This window comes from Paenibacillus taichungensis, from assembly GCF_050994985.1.
Taxonomy (GTDB): Bacteria; Bacillota; Bacilli; order Paenibacillales; family Paenibacillaceae; genus Paenibacillus; species Paenibacillus taichungensis.
The window spans coordinates 5,961,494-5,976,088 of the sequence record NZ_CP194720.1 but is presented as its reverse complement, the minus strand read 5'-3'; the positions used below and the strand labels follow the sequence as shown (position 1 = coordinate 5,976,088).

General features: G+C 48.9%; 13 protein-coding genes. All 13 read left to right on the top strand.

What is annotated here, in order from left to right:
- Positions 1-14 precede the first annotated feature (14 nt).
- The 13 genes from hpt to folP all read left to right on the top strand — a co-directional run bounded on the left by hpt (position 15) and on the right by folP (position 14,554).
- Positions 15-554, top strand: a complete 540-nt coding sequence (gene hpt, locus ACR1R9_RS27025; protein ID WP_024633729.1) for a hypoxanthine phosphoribosyltransferase — start codon at positions 15-17, stop codon at positions 552-554.
- Positions 555-655: 101 nt separating this feature from the next.
- Positions 656-2,701 (top strand): ATP-dependent zinc metalloprotease FtsH, encoded by a 2,046-nt coding sequence (gene ftsH / locus ACR1R9_RS27020; protein WP_076292128.1) that lies wholly within the window; start codon positions 656-658, stop codon positions 2,699-2,701.
- Between the two features lie 297 nt (positions 2,702-2,998).
- Positions 2,999-3,937 carry a quinolinate synthase NadA gene (nadA, locus tag ACR1R9_RS27015; protein WP_024633731.1) on the top strand — a complete coding sequence of 313 codons (939 nt, stop codon included), beginning with the start codon at positions 2,999-3,001 and terminating at the stop codon, positions 3,935-3,937.
- A 36-nt stretch (positions 3,938-3,973) separates the two neighbouring features.
- Positions 3,974-5,593: an L-aspartate oxidase gene (gene nadB, locus ACR1R9_RS27010; protein ID WP_433922283.1), complete on the top strand. Its 1,620-nt coding sequence runs from the start codon at positions 3,974-3,976 to the stop codon at positions 5,591-5,593.
- On the top strand, positions 5,590-6,456 hold the full coding sequence (nadC, locus tag ACR1R9_RS27005; protein WP_099859202.1) for a carboxylating nicotinate-nucleotide diphosphorylase: 867 nt from the start codon (positions 5,590-5,592) through the stop codon (positions 6,454-6,456). The genes nadB and nadC overlap by 4 nt, the downstream gene beginning before the upstream one ends.
- Positions 6,457-6,462: 6 nt before the next feature.
- Complete coding sequence (locus ACR1R9_RS27000) at positions 6,463-7,233, top strand: type III pantothenate kinase (RefSeq protein ID WP_024633734.1); 771 nt, start codon at positions 6,463-6,465, stop codon at positions 7,231-7,233.
- A gap of 95 nt (positions 7,234-7,328) precedes the next feature.
- Positions 7,329-8,219 carry an Hsp33 family molecular chaperone HslO gene (gene hslO, locus ACR1R9_RS26995; RefSeq protein WP_076292131.1) on the top strand — a complete coding sequence of 297 codons (891 nt, stop codon included), beginning with the start codon at positions 7,329-7,331 and terminating at the stop codon, positions 8,217-8,219.
- A gap of 24 nt (positions 8,220-8,243) precedes the next feature.
- On the top strand, positions 8,244-9,194 hold the full coding sequence (locus ACR1R9_RS26990; RefSeq protein WP_433922284.1) for a peptidyl-prolyl cis-trans isomerase: 951 nt from the start codon (positions 8,244-8,246) through the stop codon (positions 9,192-9,194).
- A 338-nt stretch (positions 9,195-9,532) separates the two neighbouring features.
- Positions 9,533-10,471 (top strand): cysteine synthase A, encoded by a 939-nt coding sequence (cysK, locus tag ACR1R9_RS26985; RefSeq protein ID WP_063567563.1) that lies wholly within the window; start codon positions 9,533-9,535, stop codon positions 10,469-10,471.
- A gap of 153 nt (positions 10,472-10,624) precedes the next feature.
- Positions 10,625-12,184 (top strand): anthranilate synthase component I family protein, encoded by a 1,560-nt coding sequence (locus tag ACR1R9_RS26980; RefSeq protein WP_433922285.1) that lies wholly within the window; start codon positions 10,625-10,627, stop codon positions 12,182-12,184.
- Between the two features lie 47 nt (positions 12,185-12,231).
- On the top strand, positions 12,232-12,807 hold the full coding sequence (pabA, locus tag ACR1R9_RS26975; protein WP_079347471.1) for an aminodeoxychorismate/anthranilate synthase component II: 576 nt from the start codon (positions 12,232-12,234) through the stop codon (positions 12,805-12,807).
- A gap of 2 nt (positions 12,808-12,809) precedes the next feature.
- Positions 12,810-13,694 carry an aminotransferase class IV gene (locus ACR1R9_RS26970; RefSeq protein ID WP_433922286.1) on the top strand — a complete coding sequence of 295 codons (885 nt, stop codon included), beginning with the start codon at positions 12,810-12,812 and terminating at the stop codon, positions 13,692-13,694.
- Positions 13,691-14,554 carry a dihydropteroate synthase gene (folP, locus tag ACR1R9_RS26965; protein WP_076292135.1) on the top strand — a complete coding sequence of 288 codons (864 nt, stop codon included), beginning with the start codon at positions 13,691-13,693 and terminating at the stop codon, positions 14,552-14,554. Before ACR1R9_RS26970 ends, folP begins: the two co-directional genes overlap by 4 nt.
- The last annotated feature ends 41 nt before the right edge of the window (positions 14,555-14,595 follow it).

Below are 14,595 nucleotides of genomic sequence, written 5' to 3'. Positions count from 1 at the left end.
GGAGGTTCGCACAGTTGCAGAACGACATTCAGGAAGTATTGATCAGTGAAGAAGAGATTCAGAGTAAAATCAAGGAATTAGGCGCAACAATAAGTGCCGAATATGCAAATCGCAATCCTTTGGTCATTTGTGTGCTTAAGGGTGCGTTTATATTTATGGCTGATTTGGTTAAGAACATTACGGTACCTGTTGAGATGGATTTCATGGCAGTATCGAGTTATGGCGCTTCCACCAAATCATCCGGCGTGGTTAAAATCATTAAGGATCTGGATGAATCCGTTGAGGGACGCGAGGTTCTGATTGTAGAGGACATTATTGATAGTGGACTCACGCTCAGTTATCTGATCGAACTCTTGCAGAACCGCGGTGCTGAATCCGTCCGCGTGGTTACGCTATTTGACAAGCCTTCAGGTCGCAAAGTCGAACTTGAAGCCCATTACACTGGCTTTGACATTCCGGACGCATTCATCGTTGGCTATGGCCTGGATTATGCCGAGAAGTACCGGAACCTCCCTTACATCGGGATTCTGAAACCGGAAGTTTACAGCAACTAATGCTTAAGCTAGTTCCAAGCCCATATCTGTTGGTGGCTTCTGTTGAGAAGCCATGTTGGGCTATGTTAAAATAATTAAAGTGTCTCGAGAGGAGGTAGGGGATGAATCGGTTCATCCGGAATTCTGCTTTTTATTTGATTCTTTTTTTAGTTGTGGTGGGGATAGTCCAGTTCGTCAGCAATGGCGGCGAAGCCACCGATAATCCTAGATATGATCAGTTGCGCGCGGCGATCAAGACCAATAATGTCTCTGAATTGACGGTTCAATTCAACGGTCAGACGTACCTCGTGACCGGTCAATACAGGAAGACGCCTGACGGAGCCAAATCAGAAAATTTCTCAACGTATATTCCTCCTACGGATGAGGCAATTAGTGAGCTTGTAGCTGCAAGCGAAACGAACAATTTCGAATATCATCAGGAACCTATGAAAGGTGACAGCATCTGGTTGACGTTGCTGACTTCCTTTATTCCTTTGATCATTATGTTCCTGCTGTTCTTCTTCCTGTTTAATCAGGCTCAAGGCGGCGGCGGTAAAGTAATGAACTTTGGTAAAAGCCGTGCTCGTCTCTACAACGAAGAGAAGAAACGGGTTACGTTTGAAGATGTTGCGGGTGCTGACGAAGAGAAACAGGAGCTTGTTGAAGTCGTGGACTTCCTCAAAGACCCTCGTAAATTCGCAGCAGTAGGTGCACGGATTCCTAAAGGCGTACTGCTTGTAGGTCCTCCGGGTACAGGTAAAACCTTGCTCGCTCGTGCTGTTGCCGGTGAAGCGGGTGTGCCATTCTTCAGTATTTCCGGTTCTGACTTCGTTGAAATGTTCGTCGGTGTCGGTGCATCTCGTGTACGTGACTTGTTTGAAAATGCGAAGAAAAACGCCCCATGTATCATCTTTATCGATGAGATTGATGCTGTAGGACGTCAGCGTGGTGCTGGTCTTGGTGGTGGTCACGACGAACGTGAACAAACACTCAACCAGTTGCTCGTTGAAATGGACGGATTCGGAGCCAATGAAGGTATTATCATCGTTGCTGCAACGAACCGTGCTGATATTCTGGACCCTGCCTTGCTGCGTCCAGGACGTTTTGACCGTCAAATCACGGTTGATCGCCCTGACGTGAGAGGTCGTGAAGCGGTTCTGAAAGTACACTCACGCAACAAACCACTCACCAAAGATGTGAAGCTGGACATTATTGCGAAGCGTACTACCGGATTCTCTGGTGCAGATTTGGAAAATCTCTTGAATGAAGCGGCATTGCTTGCGGCACGTCGTAATCGCAGAGATATCTCCATGCGTGAAGTAGACGAAGCGATTGACCGTGTCATTGTTGGTACGGAGAAGAAAAGCCGTGTTATCAGTGACCGTGAAAAACGTATTGTTGCTTATCACGAAGCAGGTCATACCATTGTAGGCTACTTCCTGGAACATGCCGATATGGTACATAAAGTTACCATTATTCCGCGCGGACGTGCGGGTGGATATGTAATCATGTTGCCAAAAGAAGATCGTATGCTTGTTACCAAGCAAGAATTGCTGGACAAAATTACTGGACTCCTTGGTGGCCGCGTTTCCGAAGAACTGTTTATCGGTGAAATCGGTACGGGTGCATACAGTGACTTCCAACAAGCGACGGGTATCGTCCGTAGCATGGTTATGGAGTACGGTATGAGCGAGAAGCTGGGACCTATGCAGTTCGGTAGTTCGCAGGGACAGGTATTCCTGGGTCGTGATATCGGTCACGAACAGAATTACTCAGATTCCATTGCTTACGAGATCGATCAGGAGATGCAACGCTTCATCAACGAATGCTATGAGAAGTGTAAAGACTTACTCGTTAAACATTCTAAAGAAGTGCATCTGATTGCGAACACGTTGCTGGAAGTGGAGACATTGGAAATGGATCAGATCAAGCAATTGATCGAGACAGGTGCCCTGACTCCAAAAGATGAGAACAGCAACGATGGAGAAGGTACGCCTAGCGAAGGCGGAGAAGCGATCATCGACAACATCGGTGATGTACGCGTCCGTATCCAAGGCAAAGATGAAACGCCTGAACCACCAGCCGGAGATATTCCTAACGAAGCTCCGAATCTGGACAAAGGAAACAGCAATGACCCGGATGATGGTGGAACGAAGCCAACGTCTTAATTTATAACACCATCTGTCTTATAGTGGCAGATGACAAGGAGAGCCTTCGGGCTCTCTTTTTTTATGTATTCCTTCAAATTGTATAGATAATGATAACCGGGAGCTATAGGGCGAACTACGTAGGAAATGGGTGGTTATGCCCTTGTTCTGGGGCGATTTCATTTATTGACAGAGTCGTGAACGTTGTGTACATTAGGTGTTAAACCGCTTGTGATTCGTTTCTCAAGCGAAAATAACGACTTGGATTTGCCATATGAAACAGCGTATAAGGCTGTCCCGATAAGGAGAGGATCACAGGTGGAAGCTCTGGCTTTAGAGCGCAAGGCTGAGATGAACCGGGAGCTGCGCGAGCGGCTGATGGAGTTGAAGAAGGAACGGAATGCCATTATTCTTGCCCATTATTATCAACGTGACGAGGTACAGGAAGTCGCTGATTTCCGGGGAGATTCGTTTTTGCTGGCTCAGAAGGCGGCACAAACCGATGCGGATGTTATCGTTTTCTGCGGAGTTCATTTTATGGGTGAAAGCGCTAAAATTCTTGCCCCTAACAAAACGGTTATCATCCCCGACGAGCGTGCAGGCTGCCCAATGGCGGACATGGTGAACGTTGAAGGCTTACGTAAATTGAAAGCACAGCACCCGAATGCCAAAGTTGTAACGTACATCAATTCCTCAGCTGAGATCAAGGCAGAGACCGACATCTGTTGTACATCGGCCAATGCTGTCAGAGTCATTCAATCTGTTGATTCCGATGAAATCATCTGGGTACCGGATAAAAATCTGGGACATTATGTGCAACAACATACAGACAAGAAAATGATTATCTGGGAAGGTTACTGCAATACCCATGATATGCTGACTGTCAAAGACGTGGTAGAGATGAGAGCGAAGCATCCAAATGCCGAGTTCGTTGTTCACCCGGAATGTCGTCCTGAGGTTGTAGAGATGGGTGATTTCGTAGGTAGCACAACCGCCATTCTGGAATATTGTAAGAATTCGTCCGCTAAAGAATTTATCGTAGGTACCGAGGACGGTACAGGATACCAACTGCGTCTCGATAGCCCGGACAAACAATTCCACTTTGCTACCAAGTTCCTCGTATGTCCGAACATGAAAGTCAATAACTTGAAAAAGCTGGTTAAATGCTTGGAAACGATGAAGCCGCAAATTTACGTGCCTCCAGCCGTTGCCGACAAAGCCAGAGAATCACTAGAGCGCATGTTACTGGTGAAGTAGCATGCGTTACTCTTGCTCCAAGACAGGTGAAATAACATGATACCGCAATATTTAGTGGATTTTGATCTGTCCGCGCTGCCGATGGTGGAGACGGATGTGCTGGTTATTGGTTCGGGCATTGCTGGTTTGTTTACTGCGATCAAGGCGAGTGAACAACGCAGTGTGTTGATGATCACGAAGAAGTCGTTACTGGAAAGTAACACCCGGTATGCGCAGGGGGGAATCGCTGCGGTTATCGCTGAGGATGATTCACCTGCCTACCATTTGCAGGATACACTTGTTGCAGGAGCGGGATTATGCCGCTCCGAAGCAGTAGAAGCATTGGTGAACGAGGGCCCGGATGGAGTAAAAGAACTGATTCGACTGGGTACTTTGTTTGATCTGGAGAACGGCGAGTTGGCGTTGACGCAGGAAGGTGCGCACAGCCACCGCCGTATTTTGCATGCCAATGGGGATGCAACGGGATATGAGATTGTGCGTGCACTGGCTGTACAGGCGAATGAACATCCGGGGATTAAAGTGTGGGATGAGCATTTTGTCATTGACCTGATTACAGAGCAGGGAGAATGTGTAGGTGCGCTAGTACAGAAGGCTGACGGTTCGCAAGTATTTGTGAAGGCAGAGGCAACCGTTCTCTGCTCTGGTGGGGCTGGACAGTTGTATCGATATACGACCAATCCGGAAGTGGCTACAGCAGATGGCGTGGCGATGGCCTATCGTGCCGGAGCAGTTGTCCGGGACATGGAGTTTATCCAATTCCACCCGACCTCCCTTTGTTATCCGGGAGCACCACGTTTCCTGGTGTCCGAGGCTGTACGTGGCGAAGGAGCTTATTTGCGCAATGTGAAAGGCGAGCGCTTCATGGAACGGTATCATGCACAACTTGAACTGGCACCACGGGATATCGTTGCGCGGGCCATTGTCAGTGAGATGGAATCGACAAACAGTACCTTTGTATATTTGGATATCACTCATGAACCAGCAGAGATGATTAAACATCGGTTTCCTACCATTTATGAGACCTGTATGCGATACGGACTGGATATGACCACAGACTGGATTCCAGTTGCTCCTGCTGCACATTACATGATGGGCGGAGTGAAGACGGATCTCAGTGGGGAGAGCAGCATTAGCCGGTTATTTGCCTGTGGTGAGGTATCTTCTACTGGAGTACACGGAGCCAATCGTCTGGCGAGCAACTCTCTGTCTGAAGCAATCGTATTTGGCCGGAGAATCGTGGATCGAATTCAATCCCTTCCTCCGCTTGCTTCACTCCAGACAAAGGTTTCCACATTAACAAGTATTCGCAGGATCATAAAGGAAGAGCAGAAGCCGGTGTCCGAAAGACGTTTGCGTCTGCAAAAAATGATGGTGCGTCAAGTGGGGCTGCGCCGGAATGGCGCTAACCTGCAAGCAGCAATAGAGAAACTGCAACATGAACTGCAATTTTTTGATCAGAAGTTTACTCACAAAGAAGAGATGGAATATGCCAACCTTTTGACCTGTGCCTGGTTGGTTACCACTGGAGCATTACACCGCGAGGAAAGTCGGGGAGCACACTACCGTGAGGATTTCCCGCAGCGTGACGATGCCGTATGGCAGAAGCATAGTCTGCAGCAGCGAGAACAAGCGATTGTGGAGGAATTGATGTCATGATACTGAACGGATATAATGAAGGACTCATCGAATCAATTAAAAACTGGCTTCGTGAGGATGTTGGTGCAGGGGATGTCACAACAACTGTGACGATTCCCGCCGGCAGTCAGTCCAAGGCCGTGATACATGCCAAAGACAATGGAATCATTGCAGGAATTACGGTAGCAGAACTCGTGTTTCAGGTAGTGGATCCTGGCCTTGCGTTCACACCGATGGTAAAAGACGGTGATGCAGTTACGCATGGTACGATTCTGGCTGAGGTAGAAGGAAGCACACATAGCTTGCTGACAGGAGAGCGTCTGGCCCTTAACCTGCTTCAGCGCATGTCTGGTATCGCTACCCGCACACGTACTTATGTTGATGCGTTGGAAGGCCTTTCTACACGTCTGGTCGATACTCGTAAAACAACACCGGGACACCGCTTGCTTGAAAAATATGCAGTGCGGGTTGGTGGCGGAGCAAATCATCGGTTCGGCCTCTATGATGCCGTCATGATTAAGGATAACCACATCAAGGGCGCAGGCGGGATTACTGAAGCTGTACAGCGTGCGCGATCTGTCATTCCGCATACAATGACCATTGAAGTAGAGACCGAAAACATGGAACAGGTCAGAGAAGCCTTGCAGGCTGGGGCAGATATCATTATGCTGGATAACATGCACCCAGACCGGATGCGTGAGGCCGTTGCTCTTATTCGTGAGCAGGCTCCGCATGTGAAGGTTGAGGCATCGGGCAACGTCTCGCTAAATACCATTCGTGGTATTGCAGAGAGCGGAGTGGATGTAATTTCAGTTGGCAGGTTAACCTACTCTTTTGAGAGCCTGGATATCAGCCTGGATTTAAACGAAAAGAAAGAGGGGTGAACCTCTTTGATTCTTGTGGTAGACGTGGGCAACAGTAATATCGTACTCGGCGTGTATCAAGGCCGGGAGTTGCTCCACCATTTTCGCCTGAGTACATCCCGGCAGTCGACAGTGGATGAATACGGCGTATTGATTTATAATTTATTTCATATGTCGGGTATTTCAACACGCGACATTGAAGGTGTGATCATCTCATCCGTGGTTCCACCGCTGGTGAATGTGATTGAAGCCATGTGTGAGAAATACGTAGGCAAAAAACCGTTACTTGTTGGGCCTGGTATCCGAACCGGCCTGAACCTGCGGTATGAGAATCCTCGTGAAGTTGGCGCGGATCGCATTGTTAATGCAGTAGCAGCCGTTGAGAAGTATGGCGGCCCTCTCGTTGTGGTCGATTTCGGTACAGCGACTACATTTGACTGTATTGACGAGAAAGGAAATTATCTGGGCGGGGCTATCGTACCCGGCATCCATATTGCAACCGAAGCACTCTATGAACGAGCGTCCAAGCTACCTCGTATTGAATTGGAGAAGCCCAAGAAAGTCATTGGTCGCAACACCATTCATGCGATGCAGGCCGGCATTATTTATGGTTATGCAGGACAGGTGGACGGTATCGTGGAGCGTATTCGCGAGGAAATGGGAGCCAAGCCTAGAGTTATTGCAACCGGAGGTCTTGCCAAGCTGATTGCAGAAGAAACACGCAGCATCGATGAAGTGGATCCGCTGCTTACGCTTGAAGGGCTGCGTATCGTTTATGAGCGGAACCGGGAAAGGTAAGAACAGAGACGGCAAACAGCGGGCTGAGATTACAGTCTTATATGTTATGCCGTTTTTTCTATAACTGGCGATTACGCCAAAGGAGGCTGAATGACTTGGAAAACAACAACAAACAAGACCGGTTAATTCGCGGTACAGCAATGAACGGACGGGTTAGGGCCTTTGCTGTTCAAACGACAGAACTGGTTGAGGAACTGCGCAGAAGACATGATACGTTTCCCACGGCTACAGCAGCTATGGGGCGTACGGTTACAGCAGCATCCATTATGGGTGCTATGCTTAAAGGAGAAGAGAAGCTCACAATTCAAGTCAAAGGTGACGGTCCCATTGGACAGATTGTTGCCGATGCTAATGCGAAGGGTGAAGTTCGTGGTTATGTAAGCAATCCGCATGTACATCTGCCGAGCAACAGTATGGGTAAACTGGACGTTGCTGGCGCAGTTGGAACCGAAGGATTCGTGAACGTAACGAAGGATTTGGGGCTGAAAGAGCCTTACCGCGGCAGTGTGCCAATTATTTCGGGAGAACTTGGTGAAGACTTTACGTACTATTTTGCCAAATCGGAGCAGACGCCTTCTGCTGTAGGCGTTGGTGTACTGGTGGATACCGACAATTCGGTTATTGTAGCCGGTGGATTCATTGTACAGTTGCTTCCAGGTTTGACGGATGATGAAATTACTGTGATTGAAAATGCCATTGGTACAATGCCGCCAGTGACATCACTGCTGGCTGAGGGGCTTGAACTAGAAGCGCTGCTTCGTCGTGTACTGCCTGATGTACAGGTCATGGACGAAATGGATATTCATTTCCACTGTGAGTGTTCACGTGAGCGGGTAGAGAAAACGTTGATCAGTCTGGGTCAATCCGAAATGGAACAATTGATTGAGGAAGAAGGCCAGGCTGAAGTGGTCTGCCAATTTTGCAATGAGGCTTACGATTTCAACAAGGAACAACTTGAGACCATCCTAGAGCAAGCCAAGAACTGATTTTATGCGGGGACGGGACGCGGAATGACAAGACAGGAAAAAGGGTTATGGACGGCTGTAATTGTCTTGACGCTTGGAATGCTGGTGATGGGTTCAGTTATGGTTGTGCAAGGCTTACGAAATGGACGTGAAGGAACAGATTCGCCTCAGGATACCAATCAGGAAGAGGGAAATGCCGTAGCAACGATCAATGGGGAGGTCATCACCAACAAGGAATGGACCGAGGCATTGAAACGGCGCTATGGCAGTGAATTGCTGCTCCAGATGCTCAATCGCAAAGCCGTATATGCGGAAGCACTCGATCGTAATCTGACGGTGACTCCCAAAGAAATTGCGAAGGAACTTGCCGCGGCCATGGATGGATATGATTCGGAGAAGGCTTATTTTGACGAAATGCAGTCTCAACTGGGTTTATCCAGGCAGGACCTTGAGTTGGAGGCGGGATACCGACTTCTGCTTGAGAAAATCGCAACGAGCGGTATACAGATCAAGGATGCAGATATCGAGCATTATTGGAACGAACACCATGAAGACTATGTATCCCCAGAGAAATATGATCTGTCTATTATTGTATTGAAGGAAGAGGACCAGGCAAAATCAGTTCTGGATGCGCTCGACAAGGGAGCAGACTTTGAAGAAACCGCACGTAATGAATCGACGGACAGTTACTCCCGTGATTCGGGCGGTCGTCTGGGATGGATTGAGCAGAACGATCCGTTTCAGTCCGAAGCAATTCTCAAACTTGCAGCTCAACTGGACGTTGGTGATATTGCGGGGCCAGTGAAGATGGAAGAAGGTTACGCCATCATTAAAATGAATGACAAACAAGAGCGTAAAGTGCAATCGGCAGAAGAGGTTCGTGAAGAAATTCGGATGCAGCTTGCTCTCAGCCAGGCTGATCCCCTGCCCCAGGTGGAGGAAAGGTTACGCAACAAGTATGAAGCTGTCATCATCGCTGAAATTCCGGCATCCTGATTATCCTGCAAACGAATGTCCTACTGCATCTTGATAAAAATACTCTGTCTACGGCCTTAGGGCCCAAGGCGGAGTATTTTTTTGAGTACTCATATTGACAATAGGGTGTAACGTTGATAAGATAAAAATAATCAAAAACCTACTCATTTACTCGGAATAAAACCATTTATATGAACAAAGAAATCTTCGGAAACCCAGTTTCTGTCCGGTTTATTGCAGACGGAATGAACTCAGACGGATTTCCGTAGTTCTTCTATAACATCTAGAGGCTGCTCGGCCACACATGTATATGGCAACAGGACTTAAGTAGTATTCATCCCACTAAGGAGGGCATTCATATGGCTAAAGTAGTTAATAACGTAACAGAACTTATCGGAGGTACTCCGCTTGTTCGTCTGAACCGTATCGTACCTGAAGGCAGTGCTGAAGTATTCGTGAAACTGGAATACCAGAATCCAGGTTCAAGCGTCAAAGACCGTATCGCGATTAGCATCGTGGAAGAAGCGGAAAAAGAAGGCAAGCTGAAACCGGGTGATACCATCATCGAAGCAACAAGTGGTAACACAGGAATTGGACTGGCTATGGTGGCTGCAGCCAAAGGCTATAAGTCTGTTATTGTTATGCCGGAAACGATGAGTATGGAGCGTCGTAACCTGCTTCGCGCCTACGGAGCTGAGCTTGTGCTCACACCGGGAGCCGAAGGTATGAATGGTGCAGTTAAAAAAGCTGAGGAATTGCTTAAGGAAAATCCATCTTATTTCATGGCTGAGCAATTTAAAAATAAAGCCAACGTGAAGATCCACCGTGAAACGACTGGCCCTGAGATTGTTGAAGCTATTCAATCTGTAGGCGGTACGTTGGATGCTTTCGTTGCAGGAATCGGTACAGGCGGAACGATTACAGGTACAGGCGAAGTGTTGAAGGAATCCTACCCTGGGATTAAAATCGTTGCCGTTGAACCAGCAGCTTCGCCAATCTTGGCAGGTGGCAAACCGGGTCCTCACAAAATTCAGGGGATCGGTGCTAACTTTATTCCTGAGATTCTTGATCAGGAAATCTATGACGAGATCATTCACATCGAGAACGATGATGCGTTCGAGACGGCTCGTCAGGTAGCGAAGGAAGAGGGCATTTTGTCCGGTATTTCTTCTGGTGCAGCCATCCGTGCAGGTCTGCAAGTGGCTAAACAGTTGGGTGCAGGCAAACGCGTTGTCGTGATCGTACCAAGTAACGGCGAACGTTACCTCAGTACGCCACTTTACAACTTCGAAGCTTAAGCCTAACAAGTGATGAAACAAATCCTCCTTGCCCGTATGCCGGGTGTGGAGGATTTTTTGCTGAATGCTTTTAAAAGCAGCGGCGCTTTAGTATACTATCAGACAATAGAACTAGCGACAGATGGAGGGCGGCAAACCGCAATGACACACCTGATGACAACATACGCCGACTGGACAGAGTGGGCCGGAGAAGGTTGGACCATGATGCCGTATATGATCAAGTCGGATAAGGGACCGTATCATGGCGGTTTACCGTTAACGTGGGAAGCAGCCTGGCAGCAGGCGTCACCCTATGCAATGGTGTTGGAGAATGGTAAAGGCGGAAGGTATACCTTTCTGGGATTAAACCCAGTATCCGTTATCTCCGGCAAGGGCAATGAAGCTGTTATTCATGATCTTATTCAAGGCAGTACCCGGACAGACTGTGGTAAACCGCTTGAAGTATTAAAAAGATGGGCTGCGCCGTACAGCGCACCAAAGGTGAGCGGGGCTCCAGACTTTGGTGGTGGATGTGCAGGTTATCTAAGCTATGACGTAGCCAGATCTTTGGAAAAGCTGCCAACCTTGGCAGAAGACAACCCGGCTCTCCCGGATTATTGGTGGATGCGGTTTGAAGAAATATGGGCGTATGACCATGAGCAGCAGGCACTGTTCTGCATGGTTCATCTGGCTGTACGGCCGAATCAGGATGAAGCTCAGCTCCGTATGCTGTACGCAGAAGCAGAAGAGCGGGCAGCAGCCATGCAGCAGCGATGGTTGCATATTCTGGGATTTGCCCAGGCGGAAGAGCAGCAGCAGGCATTGGAGCATCGCCATAGCCACATTCATCTCACTGCGCAATCAGCGGATGCGGAGCGGGAAACGGAAGGGTGGCATACCTCCTTTCCTCAAGAGGACTTTGAGCAGGCGGTACGCACAGTGCAGGAATATATCCGGCAAGGGGATGTGTTTCAAGTGAACCTATCCCTACGGCAAGAAAAACGTCTGAAGTCCAGTGCAGAGCACATCTACGAATGGCTTCGTCTCGTGAATCCCTCTCCTTACATGGGGATGCTGCGTAGTCCTGATTTCCAACTGGTGAGCGGATCACCTGAATTGCTCGTCAAAGTGGATCATGGCAAGGTGAGCGCTCGTCCGATCGCAGGAACACGGAGAAGAGGACGGGATGAAGCAGAAGATGAGTTGATGGCCGCTGAGCTGCTGAACAGTGAGAAGGAACGGGCAGAGCATATAATGCTGGTCGATCTGGAGCGGAATGATATCGGGCGAATTGCAGCTTATGGATCAGTGCATGTGCCTGAACTGATGACGATCGAGAAGTATTCGCATGTCATGCATCTGGTGTCTCAAGTCGAGGGGACGCTGGCAGACGGACTATCCGCATTTGATGTGATTGCAGCGACGTTCCCAGGTGGAACGATTACAGGTGCACCCAAAGTTCGCACCATGGAAATCATTGAAGAACTGGAGCCTGTGCGTCGTGGACCGTATACAGGTTCGATTGGGTGGATGGACTACAGTGGCAATATGGAGTTGAACATCGTCATTCGTACACTTTCCATTAAAGATGGAGTGGGATATGTGCAGGCAGGAGCGGGCATCGTAATCGACTCCGATCCATATCGGGAATACAAGGAGTGCCGCAACAAGGCAAGAGCCATGATGAGGGCTGTCAATTACAGTGAGGAAGCAGAAACCGTTAAATTAAAATAATTAAGCAGCCGTCCCTGTGTGGACGGAAGAATAGGAGGAACAGAGACATGATACTGGTTATCGACAATTATGATTCCTTCACATACAACCTGGTTCAATATCTGGGTGAACTGGGGGAGACGGTGGAAGTTCGCCGTAATGATGAAATTGATCTGGCAGGCATTGAGGCGTTGGCACCTGATCATATTTTGATCTCACCGGGTCCTTGTACTCCAAATGAGGCAGGTATTAGTCTGGCGGTCATTGATCACTTCAAGGGCAGTATTCCGATCTTCGGCGTTTGTCTGGGACATCAGGCGATTGGACAGGCTTTTGGAGGCAATGTTATTCGCGCGGACCGTATGATGCATGGCAAAACATCGGAGATGCATCATAACGGAACGTCCGTATTTACCGGATTGCCATCTCCCTTTACGGCAACGCGATATCACTCTTTGATCGTGGAGCGCAGCAGTCTGCCAGATTGTCTGGAGATTACGGCCGAGACGGCGGAAGGCGAGATTATGGGCTTGCGTCACAAGGAATATGCGATTGAAGGTGTTCAGTTCCATCCCGAATCCATCATTACGGATCACGGTCATCAAATGCTGCGTAACTTCCTGTCTCAGCAGGTAAAGGTATAGAGATGAAATATGCCGCGATAAACGGAGAATTGGTCAATATGGCGGCAGCCGTGGTTCCGGTGAGGGATCACGGCTTTTTGTACGGACTTGGATTGTTCGAGACGTTTCGGACGTATCAAGGAGTTCCTTTTCTGTTGGAGCGTCATTTGGAGCGGATGGCTTCAGGGTGTCGTGAACTAGGCATTCCTTTCACAGCAACAGCAGCGGAGGTAACGGGCTGGATCAAAAACCTGTTGCTTGCTAACGAACTTCAGGATGCCTATGTACGCTATACGGTATCCGCGGGCGAGGCTCCCCTCGGGCTACCTTCAGGAGATTATGTGAAACCCAATCATATCGTATTGGCAAAAGCACTACCTGAATCCTCTCCCTCACTATACGAAAATGGAAAAATGCTTCAACGACTGTCGACGCCCCGTAACACGCCTGAAGGAGAAGTGCGGTTCAAATCGCTGCATTACATGAACAGCATTCTGGCGAAACGTGAACTGAACGGATACGGGCAGCATGTACAAGGAGCGGAAGGTCTGCAACTCACCCGAGAGGGCTACATAGCTGAGGGAATTGTCAGCAATGTGTTCTGGGTGAGACAAGGCGTAGTCTATACGCCAGCACTTGCGACTGGCATCTTACCGGGAATCACCAGAGCCGTTGTACTGGAGCTTGCAGCTCACCGAGGAATACCTTGCGAGGAAGGATTCTTCCCTTGGGAGGAGCTGTTACAGGCAGATGAGATCTTTTTGACAGGCTCTGTTGCTGAACTTGCTCCAGTTACTACGTTGAGGGATCAGGATGGAACAGAAACAGTAATCAGCAGCGGACATATCGGCCCGGTTACAGAAGCGCTTCTGGGTATGTACCGGCAGAAAGCGGGGTATACTTCATGACACTTACACCAGTCATTTATGAACGGAATTATGCGTGGGGGCCAGCAGAGCTAAAACTTGGCACACGTACACTTATTATGGGCATTCTGAATGTCACACCGGACTCCTTCTCGGACGGGGGACGTTATACCAGTGTGGAGCGAGCGGTGGCTCACGCCATTCAGATGATGGAAGACGGCGCGGATCTCATTGATATTGGCGGGGAATCCACACGTCCGGGTTCAGATATCGTTGGCGCTGATGAAGAACTCAGCCGAATCATTCCGGTCATTGAAGCACTGCGGCAGCAGGCTCCGCATATTCCGATATCGGTAGATACCTATAAAGCGGATGTTGCTCGACAGGCCATTCAGGCTGGAGCGCACATCATCAATGATGTGTGGGGTGCCAAGGCTGACCCGGAAATGGCACGTACTGCGGCAGAACTGGGATGTCCTCTGATTCTAATGCACAACCGGCAAGAACGAGACTACACCAACTATTTGGTTGATGTAGTCAGTGATCTTCAAGAGAGTATACAGATTGCGTTAGAGGCTGGAGTACATCCCGATCAAATTATTCTGGACCCGGGCATTGGCTTTGTGAAGGATCTGAATGAAAATCTGGCGCTCATGTCATCGCTTGGGTTGCTCAATGAGATGGGGTATCCCGTTCTGCTTGCCACCTCGCGTAAAAGGTTTATTCAGAACACCTTACAGGTACAGGCGGATGATGCGCTGGAGGGTACAGCCGCTACGGTTGCTTTCGGCATAGCCCAAGGATGCCAGATGGTCCGGGTCCATGATGTGAAGCCGATTCGGCGCACAGTGGATATGTGTGATGCCATGTTCTATGCATCTTCAGGCTTGCGGAGGAAATGATACTTGCGGGTCCGGTGACCCGTTCAGTGGAAGCGTAGCGT

Coding starts and splice junctions, on each gene's coding strand:
- nadC (WP_099859202.1), top strand. CDS start 5,590: ATGATACTGAACGGATATAATGAAGGACTCATCGAATCAATTAAAAAC.
- ACR1R9_RS26990 (WP_433922284.1), top strand. CDS start 8,244: ATGACAAGACAGGAAAAAGGGTTATGGACGGCTGTAATTGTCTTGACG.
- ftsH (WP_076292128.1), top strand. CDS start 656: ATGAATCGGTTCATCCGGAATTCTGCTTTTTATTTGATTCTTTTTTTA.
- ACR1R9_RS26980 (WP_433922285.1), top strand. CDS start 10,625: ATGACAACATACGCCGACTGGACAGAGTGGGCCGGAGAAGGTTGGACC.
- ACR1R9_RS26970 (WP_433922286.1), top strand. CDS start 12,810: ATGAAATATGCCGCGATAAACGGAGAATTGGTCAATATGGCGGCAGCC.
- pabA (WP_079347471.1), top strand. CDS start 12,232: ATGATACTGGTTATCGACAATTATGATTCCTTCACATACAACCTGGTT.
- folP (WP_076292135.1), top strand. CDS start 13,691: ATGACACTTACACCAGTCATTTATGAACGGAATTATGCGTGGGGGCCA.
- nadB (WP_433922283.1), top strand. CDS start 3,974: ATGATACCGCAATATTTAGTGGATTTTGATCTGTCCGCGCTGCCGATG.
- cysK (WP_063567563.1), top strand. CDS start 9,533: ATGGCTAAAGTAGTTAATAACGTAACAGAACTTATCGGAGGTACTCCG.